General features: G+C 73.8%; 19 protein-coding genes. 7 read left to right on the plus strand and 12 right to left on the minus strand.

Features of this window, described 5'->3' with window-relative positions:
• Positions 1-20: 20 nt before the first annotated feature.
• Positions 21-860, plus strand: a complete 840-nt coding sequence (locus J2W20_RS14935; RefSeq protein WP_307007483.1) for an oxidoreductase — start codon at positions 21-23, stop codon at positions 858-860.
• A 146-nt stretch (positions 861-1,006) separates the two neighbouring features.
• On the opposite strand, the gene J2W20_RS14940 is transcribed toward J2W20_RS14935, so the two are convergent.
• The 9 genes from J2W20_RS14940 to J2W20_RS14980 form a co-directional block, all read right to left on the minus strand.
• Positions 1,007-2,782 carry an FAD-dependent oxidoreductase gene (locus tag J2W20_RS14940; protein WP_307007484.1) on the minus strand — a complete coding sequence of 592 codons (1,776 nt, stop codon included), beginning with the start codon at positions 2,780-2,782 and terminating at the stop codon, positions 1,007-1,009.
• Positions 2,779-3,687, minus strand: a complete 909-nt coding sequence (locus tag J2W20_RS14945) for a sugar phosphate isomerase/epimerase family protein (protein ID WP_307007485.1) — start codon at positions 3,685-3,687, stop codon at positions 2,779-2,781. The genes J2W20_RS14940 and J2W20_RS14945 overlap by 4 nt, the downstream gene beginning before the upstream one ends.
• Positions 3,684-5,813 (minus strand): FAD-dependent oxidoreductase, encoded by a 2,130-nt coding sequence (locus J2W20_RS14950; RefSeq protein WP_307007486.1) that lies wholly within the window; start codon positions 5,811-5,813, stop codon positions 3,684-3,686. The genes J2W20_RS14945 and J2W20_RS14950 overlap by 4 nt, the downstream gene beginning before the upstream one ends.
• Positions 5,810-6,895 carry a Gfo/Idh/MocA family protein gene (locus tag J2W20_RS14955; RefSeq protein WP_307007487.1) on the minus strand — a complete coding sequence of 362 codons (1,086 nt, stop codon included), beginning with the start codon at positions 6,893-6,895 and terminating at the stop codon, positions 5,810-5,812. Before J2W20_RS14955 ends, J2W20_RS14950 begins: the two co-directional genes overlap by 4 nt.
• On the minus strand, positions 6,892-7,833 hold the full coding sequence (locus tag J2W20_RS14960; protein ID WP_307007488.1) for a shikimate dehydrogenase: 942 nt from the start codon (positions 7,831-7,833) through the stop codon (positions 6,892-6,894). Before J2W20_RS14960 ends, J2W20_RS14955 begins: the two co-directional genes overlap by 4 nt.
• Positions 7,834-7,854: 21 nt before the next feature.
• On the minus strand, positions 7,855-8,592 hold the full coding sequence (locus J2W20_RS14965) for an SDR family NAD(P)-dependent oxidoreductase (protein ID WP_307007489.1): 738 nt from the start codon (positions 8,590-8,592) through the stop codon (positions 7,855-7,857).
• Positions 8,592-9,965, minus strand: coding sequence for an MFS transporter (locus J2W20_RS14970; protein ID WP_307007490.1), 1,374 nt, complete (start codon positions 9,963-9,965; stop codon positions 8,592-8,594). The genes J2W20_RS14965 and J2W20_RS14970 overlap by 1 nt, the downstream gene beginning before the upstream one ends.
• Before the next feature lie 128 nt (positions 9,966-10,093).
• On the minus strand, positions 10,094-10,975 hold the full coding sequence (gene lgt, locus J2W20_RS14975) for a prolipoprotein diacylglyceryl transferase (RefSeq protein ID WP_307007491.1): 882 nt from the start codon (positions 10,973-10,975) through the stop codon (positions 10,094-10,096).
• Between the two features lie 47 nt (positions 10,976-11,022).
• Positions 11,023-11,916: a LysR family transcriptional regulator gene (locus tag J2W20_RS14980; protein WP_307007492.1), complete on the minus strand. Its 894-nt coding sequence runs from the start codon at positions 11,914-11,916 to the stop codon at positions 11,023-11,025.
• Between the two features lie 72 nt (positions 11,917-11,988).
• Between J2W20_RS14980 and J2W20_RS14985 the strand changes: the two genes are divergently transcribed.
• Complete coding sequence (locus J2W20_RS14985; protein WP_307007493.1) at positions 11,989-13,167, plus strand: MFS transporter; 1,179 nt, start codon at positions 11,989-11,991, stop codon at positions 13,165-13,167.
• Positions 13,168-13,190: 23 nt separating this feature from the next.
• Here the strand turns inward: J2W20_RS14985 and J2W20_RS14990 are convergent, their stop codons facing one another.
• Positions 13,191-13,496: a hypothetical protein gene (locus J2W20_RS14990; protein WP_307007494.1), complete on the minus strand. Its 306-nt coding sequence runs from the start codon at positions 13,494-13,496 to the stop codon at positions 13,191-13,193.
• Between the two features lie 185 nt (positions 13,497-13,681).
• Here J2W20_RS14990 and J2W20_RS14995 point away from each other — a divergent pair, with 185 nt between their 5' ends.
• The 5 genes from J2W20_RS14995 (at position 13,682) to J2W20_RS15015 (ending at position 18,121) form a co-directional block, all read left to right on the plus strand.
• The gene (locus J2W20_RS14995) at positions 13,682-14,068 is read left to right on the plus strand and encodes a cupin domain-containing protein (RefSeq protein WP_307007495.1); all 387 of its coding nucleotides are present in this window, start codon (positions 13,682-13,684) and stop codon (positions 14,066-14,068) included.
• Between the two features lie 55 nt (positions 14,069-14,123).
• Positions 14,124-15,212 (plus strand): NADH:flavin oxidoreductase/NADH oxidase, encoded by a 1,089-nt coding sequence (locus J2W20_RS15000; protein WP_307007496.1) that lies wholly within the window; start codon positions 14,124-14,126, stop codon positions 15,210-15,212.
• 26 nt (positions 15,213-15,238) lie between these two features.
• Positions 15,239-16,615 carry an FAD-binding oxidoreductase gene (locus J2W20_RS15005; RefSeq protein WP_307007497.1) on the plus strand — a complete coding sequence of 459 codons (1,377 nt, stop codon included), beginning with the start codon at positions 15,239-15,241 and terminating at the stop codon, positions 16,613-16,615.
• Between the two features lie 222 nt (positions 16,616-16,837).
• The gene (locus J2W20_RS15010) at positions 16,838-17,806 is read left to right on the plus strand and encodes a patatin-like phospholipase family protein (protein ID WP_307007498.1); all 969 of its coding nucleotides are present in this window, start codon (positions 16,838-16,840) and stop codon (positions 17,804-17,806) included.
• A gap of 90 nt (positions 17,807-17,896) precedes the next feature.
• On the plus strand, positions 17,897-18,121 hold the full coding sequence (locus J2W20_RS15015) for a hypothetical protein (protein WP_307007499.1): 225 nt from the start codon (positions 17,897-17,899) through the stop codon (positions 18,119-18,121).
• A gap of 101 nt (positions 18,122-18,222) precedes the next feature.
• Here the strand turns inward: J2W20_RS15015 and J2W20_RS15020 are convergent, their stop codons facing one another.
• A complete protein-coding gene (locus tag J2W20_RS15020; RefSeq protein WP_307007500.1) occupies positions 18,223-18,420 on the minus strand; it encodes a hypothetical protein in 198 nt (65 codons plus the stop codon).
• Positions 18,421-18,539: 119 nt separating this feature from the next.
• Complete coding sequence (locus tag J2W20_RS15025) at positions 18,540-19,571, minus strand: aldo/keto reductase (protein WP_307007501.1); 1,032 nt, start codon at positions 19,569-19,571, stop codon at positions 18,540-18,542.
• Positions 19,572-19,574: the final 3 nt, after the last annotated feature.

Here is a 19,574-nt window from a genome sequence, read left to right on the forward strand (position 1 = left end):
GGACCCACGGAAGGAAACCCATGGACGCCTCACCCGTCTGGCTCATCACCGGCTGCTCCACCGGACTGGGCCGCGCCCTCGCCGAGGCGGTCCTCGCGCGCGGCGACCGCGCCGTGGTCACCGCGCGCGACGCCGGCTCGGTCGCCGACCTCGTCGAGGCCCACCCGGACACGGCCCTCGCGCTCGCGCTCGACGTCACCGACGCTGCGCAGGTGGCCTCCGCCGCCGCGGCCGCGCAGGACCGCTTCGGACGCATCGACGTGCTCGTGAACAACGCCGGCTACGGCTATCGGGCAGCCGTGGAGGAGGGCGATGACGCCGACGTGGCGCGCCTCTTCGCGACCAACGTGTTCGGCCCGGTGGCCCTGATGAAGGCCGTGCTCCCGGGCATGCGGGCCCGCCGCTCGGGCGCGATCGTGAACATCTCCTCGATCGGCGCCCGGCTCTGCCCGGTGGGCTCGGGCTACTACTCGGCCACCAAGGCCGCGCTCGAGGGCATCTCGGGCTCGGCCCAGAAGGAGCTCGCGCCGCTGGGGATCTCGGTGACGGCCGTCGAGCCGGGGGCATTCCGGACGGACTTCGCGGGCCGTTCGCTGACGCAGTCGGCCGAGCCCATCGCGGACTACGCCCAGACCGCCGGGCAGCGGCGCAAGGAGCACGACACCGTCCACGGGACGCAGGCCGGCGACCCGGCCAGGGCCGCCGAGGCCATCATCGCCGCGGTGGACGCAGAGCACACACCGGCGTTCCTGCTGCTCGGTCAGGACGCCCTCGCCGGCTACCGGGCGGTCGCCGAGGCTCAGGCGGCCGAGGTGGCCGCGTGGGGGTCGGTGAGCGCGTCCACGGGGTTCGAGGACTGAGGGGCTGAGAGTGCGGGGCTGAGGGCCAGGGCCGAGGGGGCACCGGACGGTTCTGCTCAGACTGGACGTGCTCGGACCCGTGGGCCCGGCGCGTCTGTCCCGCCACGCCGGGCCCTCCCCGCCAATCTGGGCAGGAGCGGACGGCGTCAGGCCCGGGTATGCTCGGCGGGCACCGCGCCGTCGTCCTCGTAGCGCTCGGCCCGGGCCAGCTCGCGGCCGGCGACGTACCCGAAGGTCAGCGCCGGCCCGAGGTTGATCCCTCCGGCCGGGTAGAAGCCGCCCATGATGCTGGCCTGGTCGTTTCCCGCCACGTACAGCCCCTCGACAGCGGAGCCGTCCGCCCGGAGCACCCGCGCCCGCCCGTCTGCCGCGAGACCGGCGAAGGTCCCGAACGAGCCGGGCACCACCTTGACCGCGTAGAACGGGCCCTGCTCGATCGGCGCGAGCGAGGGGTTCGGCCCGACCTTGGGGTCGCCGCCGTACCGGTTGAACTCGGTCTCGCCGCGCTCGAACTCAGGGTCTGCCCCGCGCCGGGCGCCCTCGTTGAACCGCTCGACCGTCTCGCGCAGCCCGGCGGGGTCGATGCCGCACGCCGCGGCGAGCTCCTCGAGCGTCCGCCCGCGCTTGAGGTAGCCGGAGCGCAGGTACGGGAACAGGGGCACGGGAAGCGGCTTGGCCATGCCGAGCGGGTACCTGCGCACGAACCGCGAGTCGGCGATCTGCCACGACTCGACCGCTTCGCCCTCGGGCGTCGCGGCGACGAGCGCGGAGACGTAGTCGTAGTAGCCGTTGGCCTCGTTGACGAACCGCTTCCCGTCCCGGCGCACGCCGATCGATCCGGGCTTGGCGCGGTCCATGATGTGCGGGAAGGTCCCGACCCGGCCGCTGCGGTACGGGACGAGCGAGACGGGGCACCACGCCGCGGGCGACTCGACGTCGGTGACGAACTGCGCCCCGACCGACTCGCCGAGCGTGATCCCGTCGCCGTCGGCCTCCTTCGGCGCGAGCGTCCAGTGCTCGCGCCCGGTGGGCGTCTTGGGGAACAGCGCGGCGCGCCGCTGCACATCGTTCGGGAATCCGCCGGCCGCGAGCACGACGCCGCGCGCGGCCTCGATCTCGTAGCGTCCTTCCGGTCCGCTCACCACGGCGCCGGTGACGCGCCCCGAGTCGTCGGTGGTGAGCCTGACGGCGGGGGTCGAGACCCGTACGTCGACGCCGAGGTCCTCCGCGCTCTGCAGGAGCCGCCCCACGAGCGCGATCCCGTTCACCAGGTGCATGCCCCTGCGGTGCACCGCGAGGTCGAGGATGTGCCGCCCCACCCGCCAGGCCGCGTACGCGAGGCCCTGCAGCGAGCCCTGGGACGCCGAGAGGAACCTGGTCAGGTCCGGGCCGGCCATGATGCCCATGCCGAGGAACGAGGTCTCGTAGAGCTGACCGCGCAGGAGCCTCCGCACACGGGGCGAGAGGCGGCGGGCGCTGATCGGCGCCGGGCCGACGGAGCGGTGTCCCGTCCCCGCGCCGGGGGTCTTGCCGTAGATGTCCCTGATCTTCGCGCCGGGGGTGAACTGCAGCCGCGTCCTGTCCTCGAAGAAGCCGACCATGTGAGGCACGGCCTCGAGGAACGCGTCGATGCGGGCGGCGTCGTACCGGTCTCCGAGCCGGTGGCGGAGGTAGGTGCGGAACTGCTCGGGATCCTCGTCCACGCCGTCGGCCTTCGCGAGCGGGTTGCCGGGGGTCCACGCCCAGCCGCCGGACCATGCCGTGGCGCCGCCGCAGACCTCGGCCTTCTCGACCACCACGACGCGCAGTCCGTGGTAGGCGGCCGTCACGGCCGCGGACAGGCCGCCGGCGCCGGAGCCGATGACGAGGACGTCGGTCTGGACGGCGGGGGCGGCAGAGGATGTCGGGGCGGGGGCGGTCATGCGGAGGCTCCGTTCGGTGCGGTGCGGGTGGGGTGGGCAGGCCCGGTGGCCCGTGCTCGGACGAGCGCCTCGGCGTCCGCGAGCACGCGGTCGGCGCCCTGCTTCAGGCGCCGCGCCCAGCCGAGCGCGCCGAGGCGCTCGACGTCTCGCGGTGACGGCGTCTCGACGCTCACCGGCAGCGCCGGGGCCAGGGCGGCGACGATCTCGGCGAGCGCGAGGCCTCCCTCGCCCGGGACCAGGCGGGCGGCGCGGGACTCGTGGACGAGGCCCTCGCGGTCGCCGGGGCGCTGGGCGGGGGCGTCGCAGAGCTGGAGCATCGGGACGAGGTCGGCGATGGCCGCGAGCTCCCCGAGCGTGCCGCCGAAGCGGCGGAAGTGCAGGGTGTCGACGACGACCTGGGCGCCGGCGGCCCGGGCGGCCGTCGCGGCGGCGGGCAGCGAGCTGATGCGCTGGTAGGAGATGGGCTCGAGCGTGGGGGTGATGCCGAATTCCCGTCCGTCCTCGGCCATCCGGGCGAGGTTCTCGGCGAACCGGGCAGGCTCGGGATCGGCTCCCGCCACGGTCATAGTCCGGGCGCCGAGGGCGTGCCCGGCCTCGAACATGCGCAGCCAGGCGTCGCGCTGGCCATGGGCCCCGCTTGTTCCGTCCATGAGGAGGAATTCGATGTCCACCAGGCGGACGCCGGTGGCGCGGGCGTTGGCGAGCGTCTGGGCGAGCATCGGCGAGCCGGGCTGCAGGTCGTACGGCCGCTCGGCCGAGGTCACGGGACGGACGCGGGCGCCGATGAAGTCGAACCCCGCCTCGGCGGCGACGAGGACGAGGTCGGGCGGGGCGGTCCCGAGGAGGGAGAGCTGGGCGAGGCCCACGGGGCGCCGCGGCGCGGAGGCGGTCTGGGCGGCGGTCATGCAGATGCTCCTTCGAGGATCGGGGCGGAGGGGGTGGGCGATGCGGCGGGTGCGAGGGCGGCGGCGAGGCGCTGGGCGGCGTCGTACCCGCTCTTGATCGCATTCGACGCCGTGGGCGGGGTCTGGTCGACCACAGTCCCGGCAAGCACCACCGGAACGCCCGCGCCGAGCCCGAGCGCGGCCTCGCGGCCCTCCCGGTCCACGGCCGCGCTGAGGGGCACCACGCCGCGGGAGACCAGGAGGGGTCCGGGCGCCCCGAGCCACCGCTCGCCGTCGGCCCCGACGACGCGGACGCGGCCTTCCGGCGTGCCGGGCGCAACCGCCTCGATGATGCGCGCGTCGAGCACGATCCGCACGTGCGGACTGGCCTCGAGCCGCGGGACGGCGAGGATCTTGGCGCGGCGCCCGGATTCCGGGGCGATGGCCTGCTCGGGCCCGATGAGCAGCACGCGCGTGCCGTGGGCCGCGAGGGTGTCCGCCACAGACAGGGCCACCGAGTCGGCGCCCCAGATCGTCACCGCGGCGGGCCAGGCGCCCTCTTCGGCGCGGCGGTCGCCGTCGAGGAGGCCCGGGCGGGCGGCGAGCCAGTCGCGGACGTCGAGCACGCCGTCGGGCGCCTCGGCGCGACTGCCGGTGACCGGAAAGCCGGGTGCGGGGCGGGCCCCGCCGGTGGCGAGGACGATCCCGTCGGCGCCGAGCGTCTGCGCGAGGCCTGCGAGGTCCCGGACGTCCGCGGCGGCGCCGAGGCGCACCTCGACCCCGAGGCGCGCGAGCTCGGCGCGGTTCCAGTCGAGGTAGCGGTGGAAGTCGGGAGTTGGGCGCATCCCGGCGGCGAGCGCGAACTGGCCGCCGATCCGCTCCCCCGCCTCGAGCAACGTGACGCGCGCACCGGCCTCGGCGAGCTCGCGCGCGGCGGTCAGGCCCGCGGGCCCGGCGCCGAGGACCACGGTGCGAGGCGGGGCGGGGCGCACGACGGCGCCCGGCCGCCCCGCGTCGTCGGCCGCCACGAGGCGCGGGGCCGCCACGGGAACCCGCGAGCGCCCGACCGCTGGATTGACGGTGCACGTCACCTGGCCAAGGCCGAGGTTGTCGATGCAGACGTTGCAGGCGATGCACGGCCGGTACGGCGAGCCGTCCAGGACGCCCCGGACGAAGGCCGGGTCGGCGTGCACCGCACGGCCGAGGGAGACGAAGTCGCACACGCCGTCGGCGAGCACCGCCTCGATGGCCTCGGGCGAGTTGAGCCGCCCCGCGAGGCCGAGGGGCAGGCCGAAGCGCCGGTAGGCGCGGGCGTAGTCGGCGAGGATGCCGGGCCTCCACTCCCCCGGCTGCACGATCCACTCGCCGGCCTCGTAGGAGCCGGCGGAGAGGTCCAGGAAGTCCAGCGCCGCCAGGTCGAGCCGCGAGACGACCTCGAGGGTCTGCTCGGCGCCGAGTCCGTCCGGGACGCCCTCGAGCACGGAGAGGCGGATCCCGACGAGTGCCTCGGGCGCGGCCGCCCGGACAGCCCGGATCACGAGGTTGGCGAACCGCTCCGGGGCGCCGAACTCGTCGGAGCGGCCGTTGGTGCGGGCGGACATGAACTGGTGGACGAGGTAGCCGTGGCCGCCGTGGATGCTGATGGCGTCGAACCCGGCCGCGACGGCCCGGCGGGCCGCCTGGGCGTAGGCGTCCACGAGCTCGTGGCACTCGCGCGTGCTGAGCGCCCGGGGCAGCTCGCCGCCTGCGACCTCGCACGCAACCGCGGCGGGCGCGACGGGCGGGAGCCCGCTCACCGCGGACTGCGCGGTGCATCCGCCATGGTTGATCTCGACGGCGGCGAGCGCACCCGCTGCGTGGATGGCGTCGGTGAGCTCCCGGAATCCCGGGAGGACGGCGTCGGTGTGCAGGCCGAGCTGGTGGGTGCGGCCCTTGCCGTCGGCGCGCACGTACGTGGCCTCGGTGGTGACGATGGCGAGGCCTGCCCGGGCGCGGGCCACGAGGTAGTCCGTGTACTGGGCGGTCATGCGACCGTCGGTGGTGCCGTAGTTGCGCTCCATCGGGGAGCTCACGAGCCGGTTGCGGAGGGTGCGCGCCGGGCGGCCGTTGCGGCCCAGGACGAGCGGCTGGGAGGCATGGTGGGTCATGAGGCACCTTCTGGGGCGGCGGCGGGCTGGGCCAGGCGGACCGGACGCCCGGTGCGGGAGGACTCGTAGACGGCGAGGAGGATCGTCAGGGCCGCGGTGGCGTCGCGACCCGTGACGGCGGGCGCGCGGCCGGCGCCGAGGGCCTCGACGAAGTCGCGGATCTGGGTGGTGTGGTGCGGGACGAGCTGGCCGTTGATCGTGGCCAGGTCCACGTCCGGGTCGATGCCGGCGGGGTGAGCGGGCTGGGACTCAATGGTGCGGCCGCGGGCGAGGATGGTCACCCGGCCGTCGGTGCCCTCGGGGAACTCCGTGAGCTCGGCGGTCGCGCCGGTCTCGCCCGTGATGCGGATGCTGACCCCGAGGCTCGGGGCGGCGGCAGTCGTCGCGGAGAGCGTGGCCATCGCCCCGGAGGCGAAGCGGAGCAGGGCGGCGGCGGTGTCCTCGACCTCGATCGCGTGCGTGAAGGTGCCGAGGCAGCCGTGCACCTCGACGACCTCGCCCATGAGCCACTGCAGGAGGTCGAGGTAGTGGATGGCCTGGGTCATGAGCACGCCGCCGCCGTCGGTGGCCCACGTCCCCCGCCAGGCGGCCGCGCTGTAGTACTCCGGCTCCCGGTGCAGCAGCACCGAGGCGTGGCCGAGGATCGGCCGCCCGAGCGTGCCGTCGTCCACCGCGGCGCGGAGGCGCTGCGCGGCCGGCCAGAAGCGGCGCTGGAACAGGACTCCCAGACGCACGCCGGCGGCGTCGCACGCGGCGACCATCCGCTCGGCGGAGGCGAGGTCGATCGCGATCGGCTTCTCGCAGAGGACGTGCGCCCCCGCCGCCGCGGCGGCGAGGACCACGGCCTCATGGGTGGGGTGCGGGGTGCACACCGAGACGAGGTCGACGCCGGCGGCCAGCAGCTCCCCGACCGAGCCGAACGCGTGGGGGATCCCCCAGCGCTCGGCGGTCTCGCGGGCGCGGCCCGGGTCGACGTCGCACACGGCCACCACCGCGGCCTCGGGGATCGCGGCGAACGCCTCGAGGTGGTTGCGGCTGATGGCTCCGCAGCCCACGATCCCGACGCGGTAGGGCGCGCTCATGACACCTCCGTTCCGGCCCGCGCGGCCAGCTCGAGGAAGTGGGCGCGCATGCGGGCACGGTCTGCGCGGCGGCCGGTGAAGAGCTCGAACGAGTCGGCGGCCTGCGCCACGGCCATCCAGCCGCCGTCGAGCACGCGGCACCCGGCGGCCAGGGCGGCCTTCACGAGCTGGGTCTCGAGGGGGCGGTAGACGACGTCGGCCACCCAGTGCCGCGGCGTGAGCGCGGAGGCGTCGAAGGGGGTGCCCGGGTGCCCGACCATGCCGATCGGCGTCGCGTTGACCACGCCGTCGGCCCCCGCGAGGCGGGTGGGCACCTCGTCGAGGACGACGGCGGCGACCCGCCCCGCGCCGTCGGCCGCGGCTGGGTTCCCGGCGCGGTGCCCGGCGAGGCGGGCAGCGAGCTGCTCGGCGCGGGCGGGCTCGGCGTCCGCCACGAGCAGGGTCCCGGCGCCGGCGTCGAGGAGGGCGCGGGCCACGGCCGAGCCGGCCCCGCCCGCGCCGACGAGCAGCACCGTGCCGAGGGCCGCCCCGGGCAGGCCCTCCAGGAGCGCTGCGCGGAAGCCCGTGTGGTCGGTGTTGCGGCCGGTGAGCCGCGCGGCGGCGCCGGATCCGCCGCGGCGCGGGCCGCGATCGTGCGTGTCGATGACCACCGTGTTGACCGCCCCCAGCTCCCGCGCGTCGTCGGAGAGCCCGTCGAGGCCGGCGATGACCGACTGCTTGCACGGGTGCGTCACGTTCAGGCCCGTGTAGCCGAGCCGGGCGGCGTCCCGCGCGAGCTGCCCGGCGTCGTCGGGCGCGAGGCCGAGCGCGTCGAGGTCCAGCGTGCGGTAGGCGTAGCGGAGGCCGTGGGCGGCGGCCTCGCGCTCGTGCAGGAGCGGGCTGAGCGAGCCGGCGACGTTGGCGCCGATGAGTCCGATGAGGTGGCTGGGGGCGGTCATGGTGGTCCTTGTCGGTGGGGGTCAGTAGGTGGCGCGGCCGCCGGAGAGGTCGTACACGAACCCGGTGGTGTAGGAGGCGCCCCGGGAGGCGATGTACTCGACGAGCGCCGCGGCCTCCTCGGCCGTGCCGAGCCGGCCCATCGGGATCCGGGCGAGGTCCGCGTCCGTCACCGCGAGGTCCCGGATGAGGGGCGTGGCGACCTTGCCGGGCGCCACCGCGTTCACGGTGACGCCCGAGGCCGCGCACTCCTTGGCCAGGGCCTTGGTGAGGCCCATGAGCCCGGCCTTGCTCGCGGAGTAGGCGGCCATTCCCGCCACGCCCTCCTTGCCGGCGGTCGAGGCGAAGTGGATGAGCCGGCCCGAGCCGCTGCGCGCCAGGTGCGGCAGGACGGCCCGGGAGACGAGGAACGCCCCCGTGAGGTTGACCCGCAGCATCCGCTCGAAGGACTCGACGGTCTCCTCGGCCGCCGGACGGACCTCGCCGACGATCCCTGCGGTGTTGACGACGACGTCGAGCCGCCCGCCGGTCTCGGCGAGGGCCTTGGCGACGCCCGCCTCGACGGACGCCTGATCGGAGACGTCGAGGTCCACGTGGGCCACGCCGGCGTCGGCGCCGTGCCGCGGGGCACCGGGCAGGTCGGCGGCGACCAGGGCCGCCGCGGCAGGGGCGAGGCGCTCGACCACCGCGCGGCCGATGCCCGACGCGGCCCCGATCACGAGGCACCGGCGCCCCGCAGGGACTGGCCCACTGCGCGCCATCAGTTCCCCGCCGTTCCAGGGGCCGGGACGGCGAGCGCCTGGGCCGGGTCCGCGCGGCGGGAGCGGCGGCCGAGCTCGTCCTTGGGCACCCGGTACGTCTCGCGGGCCGAGAGCACGGCCAGGGCGGAGACGAGGCAGAAGGCCACCGTCATCCAGCCCACGGGGCCCCAGTTGGCGGAGTTGCCCGCGGTGATCGCGGCGCCGATGGCCGGGGTGAAGCCGGCCACGACGAGGCCGAGCATGAGGCTCACTGCCATGCCGGAGTAGCGCGTCCTGGCCGGGAACAGCTCGGGGAAGTAGGCGGGGTAGACGCCGTTGGGCATGGCGTAGAAGATGCCCGTGAGGCCGATCCCGGCGGCGAAGATCAGCGGCCAGCTCCGGGTCGAGAGGGCTCCGAAGAACACGAAGACCATGACGGCGCTGCCCAGGGCGCCGACGATGAAGACCGGCTTGCGGCCGATCTTGTCTGCCAGGAGTGCGAAGAGCGGCTGCGTGAAGACCGTGACGGCATTGGCCACAGCGATGACCACCAGCATGGTCGGCTTGTCCAGCTTCACCACCGCGGTCGCGTAGGTCAGCGCGAAGACGGTGAAGACGGTGCCGACCATCGTCACGAGGGCGGCGAGGGTCACGCGGACCACGTTGGGGAAGTCGTTGCGGAACAGGTCCACGAGCGGGACCGCGGCAGTCTGGGCGTCCTCCTTGATCTCGGCGAACAGCTCGGGCTCCTCGAGCCGGCGGCGCAGGTAGAAGGCGACGAACGTGACCACTGCGCTGAGCAGGAACGGGATGCGCCAGCCCCAGGACATGAGGACCGGCTGCGGGAGCATGGTGACCGGGATGAACACGATGCTCGAGACCACGATGCCGAACTGGATCCCGCTCATGGTGAAGCTCGTGAAGAAGGCCCGGCGGCCCTCCGGCGCGTGCTCGAGCGTCAGGGAGCTCGAGCCCGGCGACTCTCCGCCGGCGGAGAGCCCCTGGATGAAGCGCAGCGCGATGAGCGCGGCCGGGGCGAGGCCCCCGACGGCGCTGTAGGTGGGGAGGCAGCCGATGAGGAACGTCGAGGCGCCCATGAGCACGAGGGTCAGCAGCAGGACGTTCTTCCGCCCCATCCGGTCGCCGAAGTGGCCCCAGATGACGGCGCCGAGCGGGCGGGCGACGTAGGCGACCCCGAGGGTGGCGAACGAGAGCAGCGTCCCGGCCGCGCCGGCGTCGGGGAAGAACAGCTTGCCGAAGAACAGGGCCGCGGCGGAGCCGAAGATGAAGAAGTCGTAGTACTCGAGCGTGCTGCCCAGGAAACCGGACAGGGCCGCAATCCGCGCGTTCTGGGTGCGCGGCGTGCGGGAGTCGGTGGATGTCGACGCTGACATGGATGCTCCCTTCGGGTGATGCCGCCCACGGGAGGTGGCGGCTCATCCAGCATGGGGGCGCCCATTGTGGCGCGTCCAACACTTAGTTGATCTAGGACTATGTGCGTATCACGCACAATTCTGGAGGGTCACTCCACGGCGGGGGCCGCGGCCTCCTCGGGCCGGGCCTGCGAGCGCGGGCGCCGGAACGTGAGCAGGAACGCGATCACGGCCGCCACGAACAGCAGGCCGGAGACCCAGGTGTTGACCCGGAGCCCGAGGATGAGGTTCGCGTAGTCCGAGCGCATGAGCTCGAAGACGAACCGCCCGGCCGTGTAGACGGCAATGTAGAGGGCGAGCACGCTCCCGGCGCCGAGCCGGACCTTCCGGTCGAGCCAGATGATCGCTGCCGCGGTCGCGAGGCACCAGATCGACTCGTAGAGGAAGGTGGGCTGGAAGTAGCCGAGCACGACGGGGTTGCCGGCGGCATCCGTGACCGCACGGCCCGTGGAGAGGTCCATCTGGTGGATCTGCAGCCCCCAGGGAAGGTCGGTCGGGTCGCCGTAGAGCTCGTTGTTGAACCAGTTGCCCCACCGTCCGATCCCCTGGGCAGCGAGCACCCCGGGCGCCACGGCGTCCGCGAACGCCAGGAAGGAGGCGCCCGCGCGTCGGCACCCGATCCACACGCCCACGGCGCCGAGCGCCACAGCGCCCCAGATGCCGAGCCCGCCGTCCCAGATCGCGAACGCGTTCCAGGGGTTCCTGCCCGGCAGGAAGTACAGCTCGGGGTCGGTGATGACGTGGTAGATGCGCCCGCCCACGATCCCGAACGGAATGGCCCACAGGCTGATGTCGATCGCCTCTCCGGCCCGCCCGCCCCGCTGCCGCCACCGGCGTGCCGTGATCCACACGGCGACGGCGATGCCGAGCATGATGCACAGGGCATAGAAGTGGATGGTCAGCGGCCCAAGGGGGAAGCCGCTCACTGTGGGGGAAGGGAAATAGGCCGGAACCGACGCGTTCACGCTCACTGCCGGATCCTACCAATTCCAGGTGGCCGGGAACCGGGCGCCGCGGGTCAGGCCGGGGTGGGCAGCACCTGCTCGGCAACCTCGAGCACGTGCGGCAGCACGCGCGAGGGGTTGGCGGGCGCCCACGCGAGCCCGTGCTGGAGGTAGGGCTGCGGGCCGGAGAGCGGGATGTACACGGCCCCGTGCGGCAGGATGTCGCTCATGCCCTCGCTCACGAGGCTCACGCCCATCCCGGCGGCGACGAACGTGAGGATCATGAACGGGTCGCCGATCGTCTGCACCACGCGCGGCCGGAACCCCGCCGCGACGCAGGCGGCCGTGGCCGTGCGCTCGAGGTCCGACCCGCCGCCGGAGGGCATCATGACGAAGTCCTCGCCGCGCAGCTCTGCGAGGTCGAGCGAGGGCCGGTGGGCGAGGGCGTGGTCCACAGGGACGACGGCGCCGAGCGCCTCCCGCGCGATCAGGCGGGAGGCGAGCGGGGACGGGTCGAGCGGGAGTCCCACGAAGGCCAGGTCGAGCGTTCCCTGCATGAGCTGCGCGACGGCGTCGCCCGTCACCACGCGGCCCTGCAGCGAGAGGACCACGTCCGGGTAGCGGCGGCGCAGCGCCCGGGTGAGCCGCGGGAGGGTGCGGTGGTTGATGGCGCCGGTGAAGCTCATGGTCAGGTGCCCGTAGACGGTCCCCACGGAGGCGTGGGCGGCCTGCCGGGCGACCTCGAGCTCGTCCAGGGCGCGGTAGGCGTGCGGCAGCAGGGAGCGGCCGGCGGGGGTGAGGGCCACGCTGCGCGTGCTGCGGTCGAACAGCGGCACGCCCATGTCCTTCTCGAGCTTGCGGATGGTCTGGCTCAGCGGCGACTGGGCCATGTGCAGCCGCGTGGCTGCGCGCCCGAAGTGCAGCTCCTCGGCCACGGCGACGAACGCCTCGAGCCACCTGATCTCCACGGGCCCATTCAAGCACCTGCCCAGCCGCTCCCGGCTCCCCGCCCCCGCCGGGCGGCTGAGTAGGGTGGACGGGTGACCGCGGCGAAGGACTCCCCCACAGCACTGCCCACCGAGGGGATCCCGGACCGGGTGCTGATGTCCATCGGCTTCCTGTCCTTCTTCGACCGGTTCGCCACTCCCCCGATGCTCGTGGTCCTCGCGGCCCGGACCGGCATGTCCCTCGCGGAGGCGGTGGGACTGGTGGCCGCCTACTCGCTCCTGTACGCCCTCGGGCAGCCCGTGTGGGGGTTCATCAGCGACCGGTTCGGCCGGGTGGCGGTGCTCCGCACGGCCCTGGCCGGCCTGGCCGTGGCGGCGGTGGCCAGCACGCTGTTCAGCGCGCACGTCCCGCTGCTCGTTGCCCGCTCGGCCGCCGGGCTCATGGCCGGGTGCCTGTACCCGACACTCCTGACCATCATCGGCGACACGCGCACCGGCGTCGCGAAGGCCCGCGGCCTCTCCGAGCTGCAGGTCTACTCGGCCCTCGGCACCACCGGGGCCACCCTCGCCGCCGGCACCATCGCGGCGTACACGGATTGGCGGGTGGTGTTCGGGCTGCCCGCCCTCGGCTGCCTCGCCCTCCTGATCCTCCTCCGCCGCGCGCACGACGGCGGCACGCACCGCCGCGGTCCCGTCGACTTCCGCGCGGCGTTCTCGGGCGCGGCCCTCGGCGTGTACGGGGTGGCCGTGCTCGAGGGCGCGGTGCTCATGGGCGTGCTGACCTACTTCGTGCCGGCACTGCAGCACGCGGACGTGCCCATCGCCCTCGCGGGAGTGCTCGCCGCCGGCTACGGCGTCGGGGTGATTGCGGGCGCCCGGCTCATGCGCCGGCTCGTGCAGCGCCTCTCGCGCACGCGGCTCATGGGCCTGGGCGGGGCGGTGCTGCTGGTGGGCTATGCGGCGTCGTCGGTCGTGCAGAATCCGGCGGCGATCACCGCCACCGCGGTCCTCGTCGGGGCCTCGAACGCGATCCTGCACTCCTCGGTGCAGGGCTGGGCCACCGAGGTCGCGCCGGCGGCCAGGGCCACCGCGGTGGCCCTGTTCGCCTGTGCGCTGTTCCTCGGCAGCTCGGTGGGGACCTTCCTCACGGCGCCGCTCGCCGGGGCCGGCCAGTACGGGGCGATCTTCCTGCTCGGGCTCGGCGCCACGGCGGTGCTCATCGCGGTGGTGACGGCCGGGCACTCGGCGTGGCAGCGGCGTCGGGCGCGGTAGGGGCGGCCAGGAGATCGCCCCGGTCAGAACATGTCCGGTGAGTCGACCCGCTCCCCGACGGTGATCTGCGGGGCCACGGTGAGGTCGGCGCCGACCGTGCCCATGAAGTCCCGCAGCGCCGGATCGCTGAAGAAGCTCTCGAACTCCTGCGCGGATTCCCACTCGTCGTTGATGAGGATGTAGCCCTCTCCCACACCGAACTGGTGGTGGAGGGCGCCGTGCTCCTTGGCACTCGCGGCAATCTTCCGGTACTCCTCAGCATGGTCCTCGAGGGACTTCGTGAAGACGCCTGTGTCCCCGGAAACCTTGACCGCGACGATGACAGACATGGCGATTGACCTCCTGCTAAGTGAGACCGCTGCTCATGGTAGGAAGCGGTGCCGCGGCCCGCAAGGGTGCAGGGCGGCCTTCCCGCGGGCGCCCGGCGGGCCTACCCTGAAACCGTCCACAGAGACCGTCCCCGCTGGGAAGCTGGAGGCTCGTCTGGGGCGGCTTCGAGTCCAAGGAGCACGCCATGAGCACCAACGCGTCCATCAACACCGTCACGAGCCTGAACGTGAAGTCCCACGACGACCCCGACGAGAAGCGCCGGCCCGACAAGTCCGAGATCGACCTCGTGACCGTGGGGGACTACACGATCGGGCGCCTCACGTTCGCCCCCGGCTGGCGCTGGTCGGACTGCATCAAGCCGGTCGCGGGTACCGACACCTGCCAGAACAACCACGTGGGCTATTGCGTTTCCGGCACCCTCGAGGTCCGCCTCGCCACGGGTGAAAGCGCAACGATCACGGCCGGCAGCTCGTACACGATCCCGCCGGGCCACGACGCCTGGGTCGTGGGCGAGGAGAAGTTCGTGGGGCTGGAGTTCCTCAGCGCCGCGGTCTTCGCGAAGCCGGAGTGAGCCACGCCGTGGGCGCCATTTGACGGCGGGGGCACCGCGCGGAAGCCTTGGCACCATGCGTGCCGAGAAGCTCTTCACCCCCGTCGACATCCGGGGCGTCCATGTCAGGAACCGCCTGTGGGCCTCGCCCATGTGCCAGTACTCGGTCGAGGAATGGGACGGGGTGCCCACCGACTGGCACCTCGCCCACCTCGGCTCCCTCTCCCGCGGCGGCGCCGGCCTCGTGATGACCGAGGCCAGCGCCGTCAACCCCGAGGGGCGCATCACCAACTGGGACACGGGCATCTGGAACGATGCCCAGGCGGACGCGTGGCGCCGGATCGTCGGCTTCGTCCACTCCCAGGGGGCCACCGCCGCGATGCAGCTCGCCCACGCGGGCCGCAAGGCCTCGACCTTCCGCGAGTGGAGCGGCAGGGGCAGCCAGCCGATCGAGGACGGCGGCTGGGAGACCGTGGCGCCGTCCGCGGTCGCCTTCGACGGCTACGCGACGCCGCGCGAGCTGAGCGTGGAGGAGATCGCGGGCATCGTCGCGGACTTCGCCGCCGCGGCCCGCCGGGCGCTGGACGCCGGCTTCGACGTGCTCGAGATCCACGGCGCCCATGGCTACCTCGTGCACCAGTTCCTGTCCCCGCTCTCCAACCTGCGCACCGACGAGTACGGCGGCAGCCTCGAGAACCGGGCCCGCATCCTGCTCGAGATCGTCCGGGCCGTTCGGGCAGAGGCGGGCGACGCCGTCCCCCTCCTCGTGCGCCTCTCGGCGACCGACTGGGTGGACGGCGGCTGGAACCTCGAGGACACCATCACGGTGGCCGGATGGGCGGCCGAGGAGGGCGCCGACTGGTTCGACCTGTCCTCCGGCGGCCTCGTGGCCCGGGCCAGCATCCCGGTCAAGCCCATGTACCAGGTGGGGTTCGCCACGGCCGTCCGCCAGGGCACCGGGATGCCGGTCAACGCCGTCGGCCTCATCACCACCCCGCAGGAGGCCGCGCAGATCGTGGGCAACGACGAGGCCGACGCCGTCATGGTGGCGCGCGAGTTCCTCCGCGATCCCCACTTCGGGCTCCGGGCCGCGCACGAGCTCGGAGTCGAGCTCGACTACTGGCCGCCGCAGTACACCCGCGCGAAGTGGCGCACCGAGGCCTGACCCCGGAACCCGACCGGAGGACCTCCATGCCCCTCGCCCAGCTCGCCGCCGTCGTCGAGTCCCTCCACGCAGCCCTGCCGGGCAGGGTGGAGGCCGACCCCGGGCGGCTCCTGCCGTACACCACCGACCGCTCGGGCCACCGCTCAGCCGGAGCCCCGCTGGCCGCGGTGTACCCGGCCAGCGTCGAGGACGTGCAGGCCGTGTGCCGGATCGCGTCCGCGGCCGGGGTGCCGATCGTGGGCCGCGGCGCCGGCACCGGGCTCGCCGGCGGGGCCATCGCCGGCCCGGGAGAGATCGTGCTGTCCCTGAGGGACATGGACCGGATCCTGGAGGTCTCCGAGGCGAACCGGCTCGCCGTCGTCCAGCCCGGCATCCTCAACGGCGACCTCAACCGGGCCCTCGCCGGGCACGGCCTGTGGTGGGCGCCCGACCCGGCGAGCAAGGACATCTCCACCGTGGGCGGGAACATCGCCATGAACGCCGGCGGACTGCTCTGCGCGAAGTACGGGGTCACGCGGGAGGCGGTGCTCGCCCTGAAGGTGGTCCTGGCCGACGGGCGGCTCATCTCCGTGGGCCACCGCACCGTCAAAGGGGTCACCGGCTACGACCCGTGCGCCCTCATGATCGGCTCCGAGGGGACCCTCGGGATCATCGTCGAGTGCACCCTCAAGCTCACCCCGCTCGTCACCGGGGAGACCGCCACGCTCGGGGCGTTCTTCGCCACGCTCGAGGACGCCGTCGCGGCCGTCACCGAGGTGACCCGGCAGGGGCACGTGCCCGCGATCATGGAGCTCATGGACCGCCGCACGCTCGACTGCGTGCGCCAGCACACGGGCCACGACGTGGCACCGGGCGCCGAGGCCTACGTGCTCGTCCAGTGCGACGGCCCCTCCGCCCTCGCCACCGCCGAGCAGATCGCCGCCCTGGCGCGCGGCGCCGGTGCCACTGTCCGGACCACCACCGACCCCGAGGAGTCCGCGCGCCTGGTCGGCTTCCGCCGCAGCGCCTTCCCGGCGCTCGAGGCGATGGGCACCCTGCTGGTCGAGGACATCGCCGTGCCCCGGGACAGGGTGGGCGAGGCCTTCGCCGCGGTCCGCCGGATCGAGGAGAAGTACCAGGTGATGATCCCGACCACCTGCCACGCCGGGGACGGGAACCTGCACCCCACGTTCGTCTTCACCGGCGAGGACGTCCCCGAGCACGTCTGGGCCGCGGCCGGAGAGATCTTCGCGACCGCCCTGGACCTCGGCGGGACGCTCACGGGCGAGCACGGCATCGGCCTGCTCAAGCGCCGGTGGCTCGGCGACGAGCTGGGCGCGGAACAGTACGCCCTCCAGCGCGAGATCAAGCGCGTCTTCGACCCCCACGGCATCCTCAACCCCGGCAAGGTCTTCGCCGAGTAGCGCTAGACGCCGGTCGCCCACGGGCGGCCGGCGCGGCCGGGCCCGCGCCGGTTGCGTGCCCCGCCCCTGTGTGCGATCGTTCAGAGGAATCGTGGCCCGTCGGCAGGAGGTGAGACCCATGAACGCACAGGAGTGGGTGCTCCCCCGCCGTCCACGAGCGCGCGACTGACGCAGTCGCCACCGGGAGCGCCCTGCAGGCACCGATCGCGAAAGGCGACTCCCATGGACGCAGCATCATCTTCACCCCTTCATCCCGAACCCCCGCACTCCGGCCCCGGGCAGCCTGGCGCCACCCGCCGGACCCCTGGCACCGGCGGCCGCGCACTGGTCCTCCACGGCGGCGGATCGGCGGGCAACGCGTGGGAGATCGGCATCATCGCCGGTCTTTCCGAGGCAGGCCTCGACGTGACCGCGGCCGACCTCATCATCGGCACCTCGGCCGGCTCGACCGCGGCGGCCCAGATCACGGCCGCGAGCCCCGCCGAGCTGATGGCCGCCATCCTCGACGCTGAGCACCAGCCGAGGACCCGGCCAGGCGGCGCCGGAGCAGCGCGCGGGCCGGGGCGGCCGGCCGTGGACCACCTGGAGCGCACGGGCAGGATCATCGCCGCCGCGCACTCGGCGGCGGACATGCGCCGCCGGATGGGTGCGGCCGCGCTGGAGCTGGAGGGGGCCTCCGACCCCTCCGTCCGGGAGCGCTGGCGCGCCACGGTCGGCGCGCGGCTGCCCCGTGAGGGCTGGCCGGAGCAGGAGGTCCTCATCACGGCCGTGGACGCCCGCACCGGCGAACCGGTGGTCTTCGACCGCCACAGCGGCGTCGGCCTCGTGGACGCCGTCGCGGCGAGCTGCTCGAGCGGCGTTCCGTACGCCATCGGGGACCGGCAGTACATCGACGGCGGCTACCGCCGCAACGAGAACGCCGACCTTGCACTGGGATATCGGCGGGTCCTGGTGCTCTCGCCGTTCGGCGGCCGGACCCGCCACCCGCTCGAGTGGGGCATGCAGCTCGCGGCGCAGGTCGCCGAGCTGCGCGCCGCGGGCAGCGAGGTCGAGACGGTCTTCCCCGACGGCCCTTCCCGTGAGGCGTTCGGCGGCAACATGATGGACCTGTCGGCACGGCCCCCGGCCGCCCGCGCCGGCCACCGCCAGGGAATGGCCCTGGCGGAGCAGCTCATCGCCTTCTGGCGCTGAGCTCCGCGGGATTGGGCGCCGTCCCGGCGGGTAAGTCGGCAGGTGCGGGACGCGGCAGCGCCCAGCACCTGCGAACCGAAGGAGTGGATCATGATCGAACGCGGCAGCAACAAGCACGGTCCGGAACTCGACGAGCAGATGAAGCACGAGGTCGAGGAGGAAGTCAGGGGCGGCCTCCCCTCCGGCGATCAGGACTGGCAGAACCCGGAGCCGTTCCCGGACGACACGGACGATGTGGAGACCCGGGCCGCCGTCGAACGGGACCTCGGGCCGGATTCCGATCCCGCGGCGCGGGCCGCCCGCGAGGCGGAGTGAGGCTCTGAGGGGCTGATCGGCACACAGCAGGTCCGGCCGCGCGGTGCAGAGCACTGCGTGGCCGGACCTGTGGTGTGTGGACCTCTGGTGCGCGCCCCCGCTCAGCCGGGCAGCGGCACGTTCGGCGGCTCGTCGTCGCCGCCGTAGGCCTTCTCCTCGAGGTCCTTGGCCTTCTCGTCGCCTTTGTCCGAGGCGATGCCGGTGTCGCGCTGGAACCCGTCGAGGCGCTCCTGGTCGGGCTGGATCTCGTCGGGGTGGACGTCCTCGGGACGGGTGCCCTTCGGCTGCTCTTCGCTCATCGTTCCTCTCCCTGTGCCGGTAGTCGGGTGCGGACGCCCTGACTCCTACCCGGCCGCGGGCAGATCAACCGCCGCGGGCAGGACGGCGCCGACGCCAGACCGGCCCCGCCGGAGCGCCCCTACCGGCCGCCCTCGACCTTGCGGCTGCGCTGCTGGATCGCCTGCGACCCATACGGGTACACCTCGTGCTCCGGCTCGCTCACTCGCGTGAGCTCGTCGTTCTCCTCCGGGGTCAGGCGCAGGTCCGCAGCCGCGAGGTTGTCGGCGAGCTGCTCGCGGGTGCGGGCGCCGAGGATCACCGACGTCACGGCGGGCTGGTCCGCGACCCAGCGCAGCGCGACCTGGGCGTGGGAGACGCCGTGGGCCTGGGCAACCGAGCCGACCGTGTCGATGATGTTCCAGGTCTTCTCGCGGGCGTTGCGCGGCCCCCACGCCTCCATGCCGCGCTGCGGGTTCTCGCCGAGGCGGGTCGCGCCGGTCGGCTCGGTGTCGCGCTGGTACTTGCCGCTGAGCCAGCCCCCGCCCAGGGGAGACCACGGCAGGAGCCCCATGCCGGCGTCGAGCGCGGCGGGCACGATCTCCGCCTCGATCCCGCGTACCAGCAGGCTGTACTGCGGCTGAAGGGTCACGGGTGCGGCCCAGCCGTGGGCCCTGGCCTCATAGACGGCCTTGGTGAGCTGCCAGCCGAGGAAGTTGGAGAAGCCGTAGTAGCCGATCTTGCCCGCGGCGACGGCGTCGTCGAGGAAGCGCAGCGTCTCCTCGATGGGCGTGTGCGGGTCCCAGGCGTGCATCTGGTACAGGTCGACGTGCTCGACGCCGAGCCGGCGCAGCGACGCGTCGAGGGCGGTGCGCAGGTGGCGGCGGGAGGTGCCGAGGTCGTTGGGGCCCTCCCCCATCGGGAACCGGCCCTTCGTGGCGACCACCATCTGCTCGGCCTTGGCGGGGTTCGCGGCGAGCCAGCGGCCCACGATCTCCTCGGACGTGCCGCGCGTGTAGACGTCGGCGGTGTCGAGGAACGTGCCGCCGGCGGCGGCGTAGTCGTCGAGGATGGCGTGCGATGTCGGCTCGTCGGCTTCCGCTCCGAACGTCATGGTTCCGAGGGCGAACTCCGAGACGATGGCGCCGCTGCGCCCGAGCGTGCGGTACTCCATGAA

It is taken from the genome of Sinomonas atrocyanea (assembly GCF_030812675.1).
Lineage (GTDB): Bacteria > Actinomycetota > Actinomycetes > Actinomycetales > Micrococcaceae > Sinomonas > Sinomonas atrocyanea_B.